Raw genomic sequence first — 14056 nt, forward strand, 5'->3', positions numbered from 1 at the left:
CTGATAAAGGGAGTAGCGGCACTTTCATGTGCGTGCCGTTGGACAGCAAACGCTAATACGTCGAAGTGACCTTACCACCAGCAACCACCGGGCCGTCTTCGCCGCGCAGTAGCTGTCCAGTTCCCCCTTTGACAGACTGAATCCAAGCGCCCGATTGAACCCAGCTTTCCCATTCCGCGCTTTGGTCACGTATCGTGCGTGCCCTCAAGATGGCGACTTCGGCCTCTGGGCCACAATATGCGACCACGGTCCGGTGGGAATTTCGCCAGATGGCGCAATCTTTGCCACGTCCACGCGCGTGCTGGATGAAAACTTCAAGGCCCGCTGTGCGCGCTATGTCGAAATACCACATGGAAAAAACCATCCAGAGCCTCTCGGGCTGCGCAATGGTCCGTGAAGACGAGACATAGTAGTCCGGTATCATGCCGGTGTCGTCTGGGACGCGTGCTTGAAGTGTCCAGCGCTCGGTGCTGCTGTTGTGGTTAAGAAGTCCCTGGACCCGCCCGTTTTCACCGTCCATCCAATCCGGACGAAGTGTCCGCAGAATGGGTTGCCCGCCATAATACACCCATATCGGGGCATCCGAGTTTTCCATTTCATCGACAAGGCGTGCGACAACCCCTCGATCGTGGAAAGCGCCAATGCCCGACAAGAGAATTGCGACAGCCATCAAGGAAAAAAGTGCGGCGTTCGCCAGTGCAGGGGCGGAAATCCTGTCCGCAACCCATCTGACGGCTGTTGTCAGACCCACAGCCACAACCGGCACGACCAGAGGTGCCGCGAAAATGTGCTGACGCACCCCGGATAGCGGAAAGGCCTGAGCAAGGTTAAGCGCCAAAGTTGTAGCTGGGGTGAGAATCGCTGCGGTGACCAGAAACGGAGATCTGTGCCAGAGCGCTTTGAGGCCGACGAAGTACAGCAGCAAGACCGGAGTAAAGTAGGGAATGTACTGCCTGTACCTAAGAGTTTCAAATTCCCGGAAGCTCACTTCCACAAGTTTGAAAAAATAGGTTGCGTATTCCAGAGAGTTTCGGACCGATTGCCGTGAAAACGGGTTGTCGAGCTCGATATATTTTGCAGCGTCGCGTTCTGAGTAGGCCGCGAAATCGAATGCCGTCACAATTCTTGTATATCCGAAGTAAAAGCCGGCAGAGATGGTGATCAAGACCGCGCCCAGCACCAGCGTGCGGGTCAGGTCGCGCCAGAGTGTCTGCTGATGCCGTTTTGTTTCTGTGGCTTGGGCAACAAGGGTGGCAATGCCAACCACGGCGATGATGACTGGTGCGACAAACGCAAAGAACGCAGCAAATATGCCAGCGGCAACAACGCCGATCGCGCTTCTCAGGTTTGGGCGCCTCAGATAGCATTGTGCCGCTGCCAGCATCGCGACGGTGGCCGCAAACTCAAATGCGTAGTGTTTGGAGTTTACGGCAAAGGTCAGCGCGGTTGGCGAGCTTCCAATCAGCACGATGGAAAGCAGCGCTTCTATCGGCGAAAGGTATCTGCGTAGCGGGAAATACAGCCAGAAAAGCGAGGTTGTGAACACCAGAAGGGTGACAAGCCGGATGGCATGAACGCGCGCCATGCCTTCGGGCCCAAACACGCGTGCCAACCCATCCATAAGGATTGCGTGGCCCAACGTCGTCGTCTGTTCAAAATAGGGCAGCGGTCGCAGAACATCGGACGGGTGTTCCAGCGGAAAATTCGCCAGCAACATGGATTGATCATATTCCGGATCAAAACCTGTAGAGAGCTTGGCAAAACGAACCAGCAACATTGCCAGCATGATGAATGATAGAAATACCAGTTCACTGTTTTTTGTGAAAAACTGTTTCATACCGACCGGTAATCTGACCTGTGACCACTCGCGCCAAAGAGCTTCTGATAGAACACGATTAAACGGAATTTGCTCGCCTTGGCCGGAAAGTCGACAAGTGGCAGTGCATTGTCAAGTCAATACCAGATTTAGTAGGTTTTCATTCCAGATTGCTGGCAAAAATGCCCGTATTTGATGCTTTGAAGATCGCTTGGAAACAAACTCCCGGTTTTCAGGGGAGAGCTTCGCAAAGATCATTGAATAACCGACCGCGTGCGAGGGCGCGCGGCTCCAAACAGTAGTATTTCCGGTGACCGCTTTTGCCAAGTTCTCAAGGGATTGTAAGGCAATCTTTATCTTCGCTTCATGCAGGTTGTCCATTTCGTGATCGAAGAACCCCTCGCATTCAGGTGTTTGCGTGGAAGGAGGTAACGATATGCGAAAGTTAACGAGATACACGGTCACGGCGACGGTTGCAGCGCCAGTCATGGGTGCGATGATGGTCGGCAGTGCGGTTGCCGCACCAGAGACCTGCAACTGGCGCACGGCGCGCGATCTTGCGAATGCAGGTGATCATGCGGCGCTCTGCGATTGCGCTCAGGTCACGCCCAGCTTTTTGGAGCGGCTGCAAAGGCGGTCGGACTTTGAAACGACACTCAGCGTCACAGGGGCACAGTGCCCCGGCCTTACGGCATTGTTGACCGATCTGCCTACGACGTCCATCGGTGGCGCCTTTTCAGGAGAAGACCGCAGTTCCGAGCTGGCGCAACTGGATGCTCCAATCGGCGATGACGACACCGCGCCTGGCGGAGGCGGTGACGATGACCCCAGCGACGAAGGTCCTGCTGATGGTGGTGATGACGGCCCCGGTGACGGCGGTGGTGATGACGGTCCGGGTGACGGCGGCGGTGATGACGGTCCAGGTGACGGTGGCGGTGATGACGGTCCCAGTGACGGCGGCGGTAATGATGGTCCCGGTAACGGCGGTGGTGACGATGGTCCCGGTGACGGCGGCGGTGATGATGGTCCCGGTGACGGCGGTGGTGATGATGGCCCCGGTGACGGCGGTGGTGATGATGGCCCCGGTGACGGCGGTGGTGATGATGGCCCCGGTGACGGCGGTGGTGATGACGGTCCCGGCAAAGGCGGTGGTAAAGGCAAAGACGGCCCCGGCAAAGGCAAAGGTGGCGACGGCCCAGGGAACGGGAATGGAAACAATGGGAACCCCGGCAATGGCGGTGGTAACAACGGTGGCTCCGGGCCCGGTACCGGAAATGGCGGTGGCAACAACGGTCAGGGTAATGGCGCTGGCAAGGGAGGCGACGGCCACGGCAAAGGTGGTGGCAAGGGCAAGCGTTGAACAATGCCATCTGGCGAAAAGAAAAACGGCCACCTCAGCAGGTGGCCGTTTTTTTTTGATAAAGGTATGTTGAGCTTAGGCCAGTTGCACCAATGCGTGACGTTTCTTGCCAGCGCTCAGTTTGATCGGCGAGGACAGGGCATCGGCGTCAACCATCAGCCCTGCATCCGTCAGCGGTGCGTCATCCAGTCTGGCACCGTTTTCGGCAATCAGGCGTTTGGCCTCTTTGCCCGATTTCGCCAGACCGGATTTCACGATCAACTGCACGATAGAGATCGGCAAATCGGCATCGGTCAGGGTCAGGGTCGGAAGGTCTCCGCCTACGCCGCCCTTTTCGAACACTTCACGCGCGGTTGCTTCGGCGGTTGCCGCCGCATCGGCCCCGTGCAGCAGGGTGGTGACTTCGTTGGCCAAACGAATCTTGGCCTCGTTGATCTCGGACCCTTGCAGTGCGGCCAGACGGTCGCATTCATCCACCGGCAATTCGGTGAAGATTTTCAGGAACCGACCCACGTCAGCGTCAGTGGTGTTGCGCCAGAACTGCCAGAACTCATAGGACGACAGCATATCGCCGTTCAGCCAGACCGCGCCGCCCTGCGACTTGCCCATCTTGCGCCCGTCGCTGGTGGTCAGCAGAGGCGTAGTCAGGCCGTAGATTTCGTTCTCCAGTACGCGGCGGGTCAGGTCGATCCCGTTGACGATATTGCCCCACTGGTCCGAGCCACCCATCTGTAGAACACAGCCATAGCGGCGGTTCAGTTCCAGGAAGTCATAGGCCTGCAGGATCATGTAGTTGAACTCAAGGAAGCTCAGCGACTGCTCACGGTCCAGGCGAGACTTGACCGACTCGAACGACAGCATCCGGTTGACCGAAAAATGCCGCCCGATATCGCGCAGGAAATCGAGGTAGTTCAGACTGTCCAGCCACTCGGCATTGTTCAGCATCAGCGCGCCGGTCTCGCTGTCGTCATAGGACAGGTACTTGGCGAAAACCTGCCTCATGCCCGCGATATTGGCGTCGATCTGTTCGGGGCCCAGCAAAGGCCGCTCGTCAGACCGGAACGAAGGATCGCCCACTTTGGTCGTGCCGCCGCCCATCAGCGTGATTGGCTTGTGCCCGGTCTTTTGCAGCCAACGCAGCACCATGATGTTCATCAGGTGACCCACATGCAGCGACTGCGCCGTGGCGTCATAGCCGATATAAGCTGTCTGCACCCCGCTGATCAGCGCCTCGTCGAGGCCCTGATAATCGGTGCAGTCGGCCAAAAAGCCACGCTCCATCATCACTGCGATGAAATCCGATTTGGGATGGTAGGTCATGTCTTGCCTCAGGGTTGAATTGCGTTGCACGGTATAAAGGGCATTGAGACGAGTGAAAACCGGGTTTTAGCGCAATTTTGTGCGCCGGGTTGGCGCGGCATCGGGCAGAAGGAAAAGGCCATGAATAAGGCCATTGCGAAACAGGGGGCGGTTCGGGCGTTGGGGGCGATGTCGGGCACGTCAATGGATGGCGTCGACGCCGCCGTGATCGAGACAGACGGGCACCGGATTCTGGGCTTTGGAGAGACCGGCTATCGCGCATACGCCCCCGAGGAGCGTGACGTGCTGCGTGCGGGGCAGGGACAGTGGCACGGACCACAGGTTGAAGCTGCCGGAGAACTGGTCACACGGGCCCATGCTGAGGTGCTGTCGGACTTCGAAGAGGTCGACCTGATCGGATTCCATGGCCAGACATTGGCGCATGAACCGCGTGGCCGGGGAACCCTGCAAGTGGGCGATGGCAATGGTTTGGCGCAGGCGCTGGGTTTGCCCGTGGTCTGGGATTTTCGCAGTGATGACGTGGCTATGGGAGGCGAGGGTGCGCCGCTTGCGCCTTTCTTCCACTTTGCCTGCGCCAAATGGATCGGTGCGACGGAGCCTTTGTGTTTTCTCAACCTTGGCGGAGTGGGCAACCTGACTTATGCGGACCCGTCTTTTGACGGACCCGAAGCCGCCGGTGCGTTGCTGGCGTTCGATACAGGTCCGGCGAATGCACCGGTTGATGACCTGATGCAGGCGCGACGGGGCCAGCCGATGGATCGCGACGGCGCAATGGCGCGGGAAGGAACGGTTGAAATGGCTGTTTTGGAACAGTTTCTGGCCGAGCCGTTCTTTGCCCGGATGCCCCCCAAATCTCTGGATAGAAACGATTTCGCCAAGATGACCGGGCTGGTTGCTCCTTTGGCAGATGCGGATGCCGTGGCCACCTTGACGGCGATGTGTGCCGCTGGCGTCGCTCAGGGCATGGAGCATTGCCCCAAACCACCTTCTCGTGTGTTGGTCACCGGTGGAGGGCGGCACAATCCCGTGCTGATGGAGATGTTGCGCGTCTCACTCGACTGCGCGGTCGACCCGGTTGAGACCGTGGGGTTGGACGGCGACATGTTGGAAGCGCAGGCTTTCGCCTTTCTTGCGGTGCGTGTGGCGCGCGGGTTGCCGACTTCTGGCCCCGGAACCACCGGAGTTGCCGCTCTGGTCGGTGGCGGAATAGTGTCAGCACCAGAGCGACGAAGCCTTCAAACTCGTTAACGCACGATGGAACGTGCGTAATCGGCGGTGAATTCCGAATACCCATCCGACGTTGATTTCAAATGCGCCTGCGTCCAGTCGTGGAAAGCGGGCAATTGATGAAAGGGCACGTTGGGAAACGCATGGTGTTCGGCGTGGTAGGGCATGTTCCAGGCCAGAAACCGGATCATCCTGTTGGTGAAAGTCGTCCGGGAGTTTTCCAGCATATTCGCGACCGGTGGGCATAAGCCGTGCTCGGCCAGCAGATACAGCCGCAGGATGGGTTGCGCGACCAGAACAGGCAGCAGCCAGATCCAGAACAGCGCAGAGGAAAAGAACAGGCTGACAGCGGCAAGCGCGTAAGTGCCCAGTAACACCCGCGCCTCGGTCTTCATTGCAGAGTGCTGGCGGCGCGGCAGGTAGGGTGCATCAATACGACCCAAGGCGTTCAACACCAGCACTTTTGCCATTCCGGACCAATAAAACCAGCCGCTGAGATAGATCAGCAGGCTTACCCAACTATCAGGTCGCGGTTTGCCGCCCAGTTCGGGATCACGCTCGGGGTCGTTGGTCCATTTATGGTGGGCCAGGTGGAAATACCGGAACCAGACAAAGGGTAGGGCAATGGGCACGGATACCAGATGCCCGACCGCATCATTTAACCAACCGGTCTTGAATGGGGTCTTGTGGGTGCATTCATGGCTGAGAGTAAACAGAAACACCAGCAACGCGCCCTGAGGCAGGATTAAAAGTGGCCAGAGCGGCACTTGAAGCAGGATGCAGGTGCTCAAGGCGGCAATAAATGCCCCGTACAGGCCCAGATGTCTGAGCCCGGCTTTATCCGATCTCTGTTGCAGACGGTCTTTGGTTTCCGCCGGCAGAGAAGCTATCAGCGCACGATGATCCATACAGAAACACTAAACGCTCCACGCGTGGGATCAATCCCTGGGTATGTCGAACCCGGGCTCGGCCAGCTCAAACCCACTGAATTCGAAACCGGGCGAAACGGTGCAACTGACCAAAGTGTATTCGCCAGTGCTGCGCGCTGCCTGCCAGTGGCCCTTTGGTACGATCAGTTGCGGTGCACCGAGGGTCAGGTCGGGGGTCAGCAAGTGGTCTGTGGCTGGTCCCTGATCCGTTTCACTGAGCGACAAAACGAGCGGGGCACCGGCGTGGTAGAGCCAGATCTCGGTCGCATCCACCCGGTGCCAATGGCTGTTTTCGCCTTTTTGCAGCAGGAAATAGATGCAAGTTCCCGTGGCGCGGCCCGGATTGTCCGCTTTCCAGGTTTCGCGATACCACCCACCCTCGGGGTGGCGTTGCAGGTTCAGGTGTTCGATGATCTGGTCAGCGGTCATGGGCCCCTCATGTATTGGCCGCGATTATGCACGGAACCGGGCGATCCGCTATGGCAATCGATGCCGTACTGCTTATGTTTGCCCCATGACCCTGACGATACCTTTTGACAACAGCTATGCCCGCCTGCCGGACGGGTTTTTTGCCCGGCAGAAGCCCGAGCCTGTGCGCGCACCGCGATTGGTGGCTTTTAACGAACCGTTGGCAAAGATACTGGGCGTTTCAGCGGATGATGTTCAGGACCTGGCCCAGATTTTTGCGGGCAACACGGTGCCTGACGGAGCTGAACCACTGGCGCAGTTGTATTCGGGGCACCAATTTGGCCACTACAACCCGCAATTGGGTGACGGGCGCGCGGTCTTGTTGGGGGAAACAGTCGGCACCGACGGCGTGCGACGGGATATTCAATTGAAAGGGTCAGGCCGGACCCCGTTTTCGCGCCAGGGTGACGGGCGTGCCTGGCTGGGGCCGGTGCTGCGCGAATATGTGGTGTCCGAGGCAATGCACGCTTTGGGTATTCCAACGACACGCGCACTTGCTGCGGTTGAAACCGGCGAGATCGTCTTGCGGGAAGGGCCGATGCCCGGCGCAGTCCTGACCCGCGTTGCGCGCAGTCATCTGCGTGTGGGCACCTTTCAGGTCTTTGCCGCACGTGGACAGTTTGACCGGCTTAGACAACTCACGGATTATGCCATCGCGCGGCACTACCCGGATGCTGAGGGTCCGATGGGATTGCTGCGCGCTGTTCGTGACGCGCAGGCGCGTCTTATCCCAGCGTGGATGAGTGTCGGATTCATCCATGGTGTGATGAACACCGACAATTGCGCGATTTCGGGCGAGACGATCGACTATGGCCCGTGTGCGTTTATGGATAGCTATCACCCAAACACAGTCTACAGTTCGATCGACCGCATGGGGCGTTACGCCTATTCCAACCAGCCCGACATCGCGGTGTGGAATCTGGCTCAACTGGCGACCGCGCTGATCCAACAGGTCGAAGACAAAGAGGCCGCCGTCGAAGAGGCGACCGAGATTGTTCACGCCATGCCGGACCTGATGCAACAGCACTGGTTAGAGAGATTCCGCGCCAAGATTGGCCTGAGCACCGCCGAAGACGGTGATTTGCAGCTGGTCTCGGACCTGCTGACACGTATGGCGCAGAATCAGGCTGATTTCACCAATACCTTCAGAGCTTTACCCGGCGATAAGGCACGCGATCAATTCACCGACCCTGAGGCATTCGACAGTTGGTCCGTCTTGTGGCGGGCACGTTTGCAGCGAGAGAGTGCGTCAGAGCAGACCATGACGGCGGCAAATCCGGCATTCACCCCTAGAAATCACCGGGTCGAACAGATGATTCAGGCCGCAGTCGGCGGGGATTATGACCCCTTCCATCGTCTCAGTACGGCGCTGTTGCGGCCATACGAAGATCAACCAGAGAACGTTGACCTGACCCGGCCACCAGCCGAAAGCGAGGTCGTTCAGGCGACATTCTGCGGGACCTGAGGTATCCGATGGCTATAGTAATAGAGCATTGTGTTTCTAACGACCCGACCTTTGACCTGGAATCGCGCCTTTAACTTCATGAGACCACTTCAGACCCTTCGCCTGGCCAGCTACAATATCCAGAAATGCGTCGGCCTGGATTTCCGCAGGCAGCCGCAGCGTATTCTTCAGGTGTTGAACGGAATGCAGGCCGATATCGTTGTTCTGCAAGAGGCCGACAAACGCCTGCCGCCGCGCCCGGCGGCGTTGCCACATTTCATGCTGGAAGAATCTGGTTGGCAAGTTGTCGATCTGGGCGGTGCGGGCAGTTTGGGGTGGCACGGAAATGCGGTGATATGGCGTGGCGATCATATCCAGCTGCGCCAAACCGGGCATCACGACCTGCCGGGGTTCGAACCGCGCGGGGCGGTGCGGGCAGAATTCGACACCCGGATTGGCCCGCTGCGTGTGATGGGGATGCATCTGGGCCTGTTGCCCGCGTCCCGGCGCCAACAGATCACTCATATCCGGCGCTGCGATTCCGATCTGGACCACATGCCCACTGTCTGGGCCGGGGATTTCAACGAATGGTCGCGACAACCGGTACTGGACCACCTTGCCCCCAACATGCGGTTTTTGCCGCCATTACCCAGCTTTCCGGCGGCGCAGCCCTTGGGGGCATTGGACCGGATCGCGTTGGGGCAGGGGCTGAAAGCCATCGCGCACGGTGTGCATGACGCGCGTCCGGCCCATATCGCGTCAGACCATCTTCCTGTCTGGGTGGACCTGCATCGTGCTGCCTGAACTACAATTCCCCAGTAGCGCAGGGCGCATATCCGTACTAAGAACGAAGCCCGAATAGTTCCAAGGGGTCCTTTATGTCCGACACGATCATCGCCCGCTGCGAAGCCAAGGGCTTGCGAATGACAGGCCAGCGCCGGATCATTGCGCATGTGTTGCAGCAGAGCGAGGACCACCCGGACGTAGAAGAGCTTTATGCCCGCGCATCAGCTCAGGATTCAGGTATTTCCATCGCAACCGTCTACCGCACGGTCAAGCTTTTCGAAGAAGCCGGGATTCTGGAACGTCTGGAATTCGGAGACGGGCGGGCGCGGTACGAAGATGCCGAGCGGGATCACCATGACCATCTGATCGATATGCATACGGGCCAAGTGATCGAATTTGTCGATCCCGAGATCGAAGCATTACAGGAAAGAATCGCCGCGAAGCTGGGTTATCGCCTGAAAGGGCACCGGCTGGAGCTTTACGGCGTGCCGCTGGAAAAAGACTGACCCATCACGATCCGCGATTGAACGCCCAACGGTATTTCATCGAAGCATCCCTATAAACTTCTTGCTACGCCTCGAAAGATGCGGTTTTGCTGCCGTAAGGGCCCGCATTTCGTCAGCCTATTTTTACTGGACGCGCAAATGAACAACGTAAACGGCATCCTGCTGATCGTCGCCTCGATGGCTGCGTTCTCGCTAGAGGACATGTTTATCAAGCATCTGTCTGTCACGGTTTCGACCGGGCAGATCATGTTGGTGCTTGGCGTGTTTTGCGGTTTTCTGTTCGTGTTGATGTCGCTGGCCACGCGCAAGCGCATCTTTGATCCGTTCGCCTGGAAACTTCTTCCGATGCTTCGGGCCGGGGCGGAGGGCATTGCCGCCCTGACCTTTGTGACAGCGTTATCGCTGGTCGAATTGTCCACAGTGGCCGCAGTGTTTCAGGCCCTTCCGCTGGTTGTGACGATGGGGGCCGCCTTGTTTCTGGGTGAACAGGTCGGGTGGCGGCGTTGGAGCGCTATTGGTGTTGGCTTTGTCGGCGTGCTGATGATCATCCGCCCGGGGCTGGAGGGGTTTCAGCCTGAATCCCTGCTTGTTGTGGCGACCGTCGTCGGCATCGCCGCACGTGACCTGATCACCCGCCGGCTGGATGCCCGGGTCGCGTCCTCGGTTGTAGCCCTGCAGGCCTATGTTTCCGTGGCGTTGGTTGGGGCGGGCGCGATGCTGTTTCTTGGACAACCCGTCGCGCCGTTGCAAACGGCACAGATTGGTCCCTATCTTGGCGCCGTGGGGTTCGGCGTTTTGGGATATTACGGTATCGTTAAGGCCATGCGGATCGGCGAAGCCTCGGCACTGACACCTTTTCGCTATTCCCGATTGGTGTTCTCGATCACGGCCGGGATGCTGATGTTCGGAGAACGCCCGGATGCCGTGACGATATTTGGGGCTACTCTGATCATCGGATCCGGGATGTATACATTCCTGCGCGAACGCCGACTGGCCAAAGAGATGGCGATTGCCGCCTGACGGATCGTCGCAGGTTTGCGCAAACAGGAACCTGTTAGCCCTAAAGTCCAGTATATAGGCGTGTTAGCGTTAACAATGGCGGTTTACTTTTTGCCCCGTGCTGCTATGAGGCATGCAACCGAATGTATCCATAGGGACGGGCCTCATGAGCACCATCATCGACATCCACGCACGTGAAATTCTGGACAGCCGGGGCAACCCAACGGTCGAAGTCGACGTGATTTTGGAAGACGGCACAATGGGCCGCGCCGCCGTGCCTTCGGGCGCTTCTACAGGGGCCTATGAAGCGGTGGAAAAGCGCGACGGTGACAAATCCCGCTACATGGGCAAAGGTGTGCTTGAGGCCGTCGCCGCCGTGAACGGCGAGATCGCCGAGGAGCTGGTTGGATTTGATGCAACCGAGCAGGTCGCCATCGATCAGACGATGATCGAGCTGGACGGAACCGAAAACAAAGGTCGTCTGGGTGCAAATGCAATTCTGGGCGTCTCGCTGGCGACCGCCAAGGCGGCGGCGGATTTCACCACGCAGCCTCTGTATCGTTACGTTGGCGGCACCTCGGCCCGTGTTCTGCCGGTTCCGATGATGAACATCATCAACGGTGGTGAGCACGCCGACAACCCAATCGACATTCAGGAATTCATGATCATGCCGACCTCGGCCGCGAATATCCGCGAAGCCGTGCGCATGGGCTCTGAGGTCTTCCACACGCTGAAAAAAGAACTGTCCGCCGCTGGTTTGGCCACCGGTGTCGGCGACGAGGGTGGCTTTGCCCCGAACATCGCAAGCACCCGCGAAGCACTGGATTTCATTCTGAAATCTATCGAAAAGGCGGGCTACAAGCCGGGTGAAGAAATCCATCTGGCACTGGATTGCGCTGCGACCGAATACTTCAAAGACGGCAAATATGTTCTGGCGGGCGAAGGTATTTCGTTGAGCTCTGAGGAAAACGCCGCCTATCTGGCCGCGCTGGTCAACGACTACCCGATCATCTCAATCGAAGACGGTATGTCCGAGGATGACTGGGATGGCTGGAAAGCGCTGACAGACGCCATCGGCGACAAGGTGCAGTTGGTGGGCGACGACCTGTTCGTCACCAATCCCGAACGTCTGGCCGAAGGGATCGAGCGTGGATGTGCGAACTCGATGCTGGTCAAGGTGAACCAGATCGGCTCGCTGACTGAAACCCTGCGCGCTGTCGATATGGCCCACCGCGCGCGGTACACCAACGTGATGTCCCACCGCTCGGGCGAGACCGAGGATGCCACCATTGCCGATCTGGCAGTGGCAACCAATTGCGGTCAGATCAAAACCGGATCGCTGGCGCGGTCGGACCGGTTGGCCAAGTACAACCAGCTGATCCGTATCGAGGAATCGTTGGGCGAAGTAGCCGAATACGCCGGGGCTTCGATCCTTCGGACGTAACAGATCGACTGCACTGCGCAGCACCAAGTCAGACACGCCGGATCCAGTGACATGGTCCGGCGTTTTCTTTTATTTTGAGGGCTCTAAAAGCTCAGAATGTCTGACATTGGCGTCATTATGTGTGAACTTGTACCTTTGGAAGTATCTGCCCTCGTGGTATCTTTGTGATACTGCAGAAAGGGGGGCACCATGTCTGCACCAAAAGTCTTTCTTGTAATATCAATGCTTTCCATAGGCGTTCTGGCCGCTTGTGCAGGCCCTGACACGTATCCGATCACGGGGATAGAAGTTTCCAAGGATGACCCGGTCAGAGAAATGTACAACCCTGACCTGATTTTTCGCGGCGAGTCGCGTTAAAGCGGGCGGCTCATCAGAGTATATCGGTCACGAGGTTTGAACCCGCTGCGCAAATACAGCCGCTGAGTCGCCTCGTCTTCGCGGTCGACTTCCAGGTGCAGGGCCGTCAACCCCGCTTCGGCAAGCGCTTTGGGCAAGTCCTGCAGGACTTCTGTGGCTATGCCCCGTTTTCTTACGGCAGGCCGGATATAGATTTCGTCGATAAACCCATCCATTCCACCGAATTCAACTGACCACCCGAAGGTCAGGACGATATAACCCAAGGGTGCGCGACCCGGACCGATCAGGTAGACGCATCCGTGTGGAATACCTTCGAGCAGGGGCAGCAACGCTTCGCGGCGCTGGTCTGCGTCTTGTTCGATACCCGTTTCGGCGTGAAAGGCCGAAACCAGACCCATCAGACGATCCAGATCATCAGGGCGAGCCAGGCGAAGCGCGGCACTCATAGCCGGGCCAGCCGTTCAGTGAGCAGGGCAAAAAAGCCGTCTGCGTCGAGATCGCCGACGAATAGAGCGTTTGGTTTGCGGTCGGTCACGCCCCACCAGTCCGCGACGGTCATGCCCATCGTCAGTTCTGAATGGGTTTCAATCTCGACATTGACATGACGGCCCGTGAACAATTCGGGCCGGATCAGATAGGCCGTGACGCATGGGTCGTGCAGGGGTGCGCCCTCGCTGCCGTATTTATTCTTGTCGAACCGTTCAAAGAAATCCGTCATCTCGGCCACGGCGACGCCGACCTTGTTGCCGATCGCGCGAAAGGCGTCGTTGCGTGGTTTCGTAACAAGTGCCTTGTGTGTTACGTCCAGCGACATCACAACAATAGGTCTGCCGGATGTGAAAACAATATCAGCGGCTTCGGGGTCGACATGAATGTTGAACTCTGCAGTTGGAGTGATGTTTCCGACCTCGAAATATGCGCCTCCCATCAAGACGATTTCCTGAACGCGGTCGACGATGTCAGGCGCTTTCTGGAACGCAGTCGCTATATTGGTCAACGGCCCAAGCGGGCACAGGGTAACCGTTCCCGGTTCGTGGGTACGCAGGGTTTCGATGATGAAATCCACGGCATGCCCGTCCGACAATTTCATTTGCGGGTCTGGTAGGACGGGACCATCCAGACCGGTTTTGCCATGCACATGTTCGGCTGTGACCAGTGGACGTTTCAACGGCCTGTCGCATCCTGCATAGACGGGCACTTCGGTATGTCCCGCAAGTTCACAGACGATACGGGCGTTTTTGGCGGTCAACTCAAGCGGGACGTTACCTGCAACGGCTGTGATGCCAAGAACATCAATGTCTTCCGGGCTGGCCAATGCCAGCAGGATGGCGACGGCGTCGTCCTGACCTGGGTCGGTGTCAATGATGATCTTGCGCGGTGCCATGGTTTGCCTCCCCGGT

Annotated in this window: 14 protein-coding genes; 7 read left to right on the plus strand and 7 right to left on the minus strand. The window is 58.1% G+C overall.

The features are described from left to right. Positions 1-52: 52 nt before the first annotated feature. Both ACP0GE_RS18800 and ACP0GE_RS18805 read right to left on the minus strand, forming a co-directional pair. The gene (locus ACP0GE_RS18800; RefSeq protein ID WP_424833429.1) at positions 53-1837 is read right to left on the minus strand and encodes a hypothetical protein; all 1785 of its coding nucleotides are present in this window, start codon (positions 1835-1837) and stop codon (positions 53-55) included. A 111-nt stretch (positions 1838-1948) separates the two neighbouring features. Continuing rightward, a complete protein-coding gene (locus tag ACP0GE_RS18805) occupies positions 1949-2197 on the minus strand; it encodes a hypothetical protein (RefSeq protein WP_424833430.1) in 249 nt (82 codons plus the stop codon). A gap of 55 nt (positions 2198-2252) precedes the next feature. Here ACP0GE_RS18805 and ACP0GE_RS18810 point away from each other — a divergent pair, with 55 nt between their 5' ends. Continuing rightward, positions 2253-3176 carry a hypothetical protein gene (locus ACP0GE_RS18810; RefSeq protein ID WP_424833431.1) on the plus strand — a complete coding sequence of 308 codons (924 nt, stop codon included), beginning with the start codon at positions 2253-2255 and terminating at the stop codon, positions 3174-3176. Positions 3177-3251: 75 nt separating this feature from the next. Here ACP0GE_RS18810 and tyrS read toward each other — a convergent pair whose 3' ends face one another. Then, entirely contained in the window at positions 3252-4496 is a 1245-nt protein-coding gene (gene tyrS, locus ACP0GE_RS18815) for a tyrosine--tRNA ligase (RefSeq protein WP_424833432.1), read from the minus strand. 120 nt (positions 4497-4616) lie between these two features. On the opposite strand from tyrS, the gene ACP0GE_RS18820 reads away from it, so the two are divergent. Then, complete coding sequence (locus tag ACP0GE_RS18820) at positions 4617-5744, plus strand: anhydro-N-acetylmuramic acid kinase (RefSeq protein ID WP_424833433.1); 1128 nt, start codon at positions 4617-4619, stop codon at positions 5742-5744. Here ACP0GE_RS18820 and ACP0GE_RS18825 read toward each other — a convergent pair. Next, positions 5741-6631: a fatty acid desaturase gene (locus ACP0GE_RS18825; RefSeq protein ID WP_424833434.1), complete on the minus strand. Its 891-nt coding sequence runs from the start codon at positions 6629-6631 to the stop codon at positions 5741-5743. The two genes, ACP0GE_RS18820 and ACP0GE_RS18825, sit on opposite strands and share 4 nt — an antisense overlap. A 30-nt stretch (positions 6632-6661) precedes the next feature. Continuing rightward, positions 6662-7081: a cupin domain-containing protein gene (locus tag ACP0GE_RS18830; RefSeq protein ID WP_424833435.1), complete on the minus strand. Its 420-nt coding sequence runs from the start codon at positions 7079-7081 to the stop codon at positions 6662-6664. An 85-nt stretch (positions 7082-7166) separates the two neighbouring features. Here ACP0GE_RS18830 and ACP0GE_RS18835 point away from each other — a divergent pair, with 85 nt between their 5' ends. From ACP0GE_RS18835 to eno, 5 genes are all read left to right on the plus strand, one after another. Next, positions 7167-8585 carry a protein adenylyltransferase SelO gene (locus tag ACP0GE_RS18835; protein WP_424833436.1) on the plus strand — a complete coding sequence of 473 codons (1419 nt, stop codon included), beginning with the start codon at positions 7167-7169 and terminating at the stop codon, positions 8583-8585. Positions 8586-8663: 78 nt separating this feature from the next. Beyond that, complete coding sequence (locus tag ACP0GE_RS18840; protein ID WP_424833872.1) at positions 8664-9368, plus strand: endonuclease/exonuclease/phosphatase family protein; 705 nt, start codon at positions 8664-8666, stop codon at positions 9366-9368. 74 nt (positions 9369-9442) lie between these two features. Then, complete coding sequence (locus ACP0GE_RS18845; RefSeq protein ID WP_424833437.1) at positions 9443-9856, plus strand: Fur family transcriptional regulator; 414 nt, start codon at positions 9443-9445, stop codon at positions 9854-9856. A gap of 138 nt (positions 9857-9994) precedes the next feature. Further along, positions 9995-10876: a DMT family transporter gene (locus ACP0GE_RS18850; RefSeq protein ID WP_424833438.1), complete on the plus strand. Its 882-nt coding sequence runs from the start codon at positions 9995-9997 to the stop codon at positions 10874-10876. A gap of 145 nt (positions 10877-11021) precedes the next feature. Next, positions 11022-12299, plus strand: a complete 1278-nt coding sequence (eno, locus tag ACP0GE_RS18855) for a phosphopyruvate hydratase (RefSeq protein ID WP_424833439.1) — start codon at positions 11022-11024, stop codon at positions 12297-12299. Between the two features lie 353 nt (positions 12300-12652). Here the strand turns inward: eno and ACP0GE_RS18860 are convergent, their stop codons facing one another. Then, complete coding sequence (locus tag ACP0GE_RS18860; protein WP_424833440.1) at positions 12653-13102, minus strand: GNAT family N-acetyltransferase; 450 nt, start codon at positions 13100-13102, stop codon at positions 12653-12655. After that, positions 13099-14040, minus strand: a complete 942-nt coding sequence (locus ACP0GE_RS18865; protein WP_424833441.1) for a nucleoside hydrolase — start codon at positions 14038-14040, stop codon at positions 13099-13101. The genes ACP0GE_RS18860 and ACP0GE_RS18865 overlap by 4 nt, the downstream gene beginning before the upstream one ends. Positions 14041-14056 lie beyond the last annotated feature (16 nt).

Origin of the sequence: Ruegeria sp. (assembly GCF_965243365.1) — a bacterium.
Classification (GTDB): Bacteria; Pseudomonadota; Alphaproteobacteria; order Rhodobacterales; family Rhodobacteraceae; genus Ruegeria.

Excerpts from the sequence above, each read along its gene's own strand:
- ACP0GE_RS18860 (WP_424833440.1), bottom strand. The coding sequence starts at position 13,102 with ATGAGTGCCGCGCTTCGCCTGGCTCGCCCTGATGATCTGGATCGTCTG.
- ACP0GE_RS18845 (WP_424833437.1), top strand. The coding sequence starts at position 9,443 with ATGTCCGACACGATCATCGCCCGCTGCGAAGCCAAGGGCTTGCGAATG.
- ACP0GE_RS18810 (WP_424833431.1), top strand. The coding sequence starts at position 2,253 with ATGCGAAAGTTAACGAGATACACGGTCACGGCGACGGTTGCAGCGCCA.
- ACP0GE_RS18800 (WP_424833429.1), bottom strand. The coding sequence starts at position 1,837 with ATGAAACAGTTTTTCACAAAAAACAGTGAACTGGTATTTCTATCATTC.
- ACP0GE_RS18830 (WP_424833435.1), bottom strand. The coding sequence starts at position 7,081 with ATGACCGCTGACCAGATCATCGAACACCTGAACCTGCAACGCCACCCC.
- tyrS (WP_424833432.1), bottom strand. The coding sequence starts at position 4,496 with ATGACCTACCATCCCAAATCGGATTTCATCGCAGTGATGATGGAGCGT.
- ACP0GE_RS18805 (WP_424833430.1), bottom strand. The coding sequence starts at position 2,197 with ATGGACAACCTGCATGAAGCGAAGATAAAGATTGCCTTACAATCCCTT.
- eno (WP_424833439.1), top strand. The coding sequence starts at position 11,022 with ATGAGCACCATCATCGACATCCACGCACGTGAAATTCTGGACAGCCGG.
- ACP0GE_RS18840 (WP_424833872.1), top strand. The coding sequence starts at position 8,664 with ATGAGACCACTTCAGACCCTTCGCCTGGCCAGCTACAATATCCAGAAA.
- ACP0GE_RS18865 (WP_424833441.1), bottom strand. The coding sequence starts at position 14,040 with ATGGCACCGCGCAAGATCATCATTGACACCGACCCAGGTCAGGACGAC.
- ACP0GE_RS18835 (WP_424833436.1), top strand. The coding sequence starts at position 7,167 with ATGACCCTGACGATACCTTTTGACAACAGCTATGCCCGCCTGCCGGAC.
- ACP0GE_RS18820 (WP_424833433.1), top strand. The coding sequence starts at position 4,617 with ATGAATAAGGCCATTGCGAAACAGGGGGCGGTTCGGGCGTTGGGGGCG.
- ACP0GE_RS18850 (WP_424833438.1), top strand. The coding sequence starts at position 9,995 with ATGAACAACGTAAACGGCATCCTGCTGATCGTCGCCTCGATGGCTGCG.
- ACP0GE_RS18825 (WP_424833434.1), bottom strand. The coding sequence starts at position 6,631 with ATGGATCATCGTGCGCTGATAGCTTCTCTGCCGGCGGAAACCAAAGAC.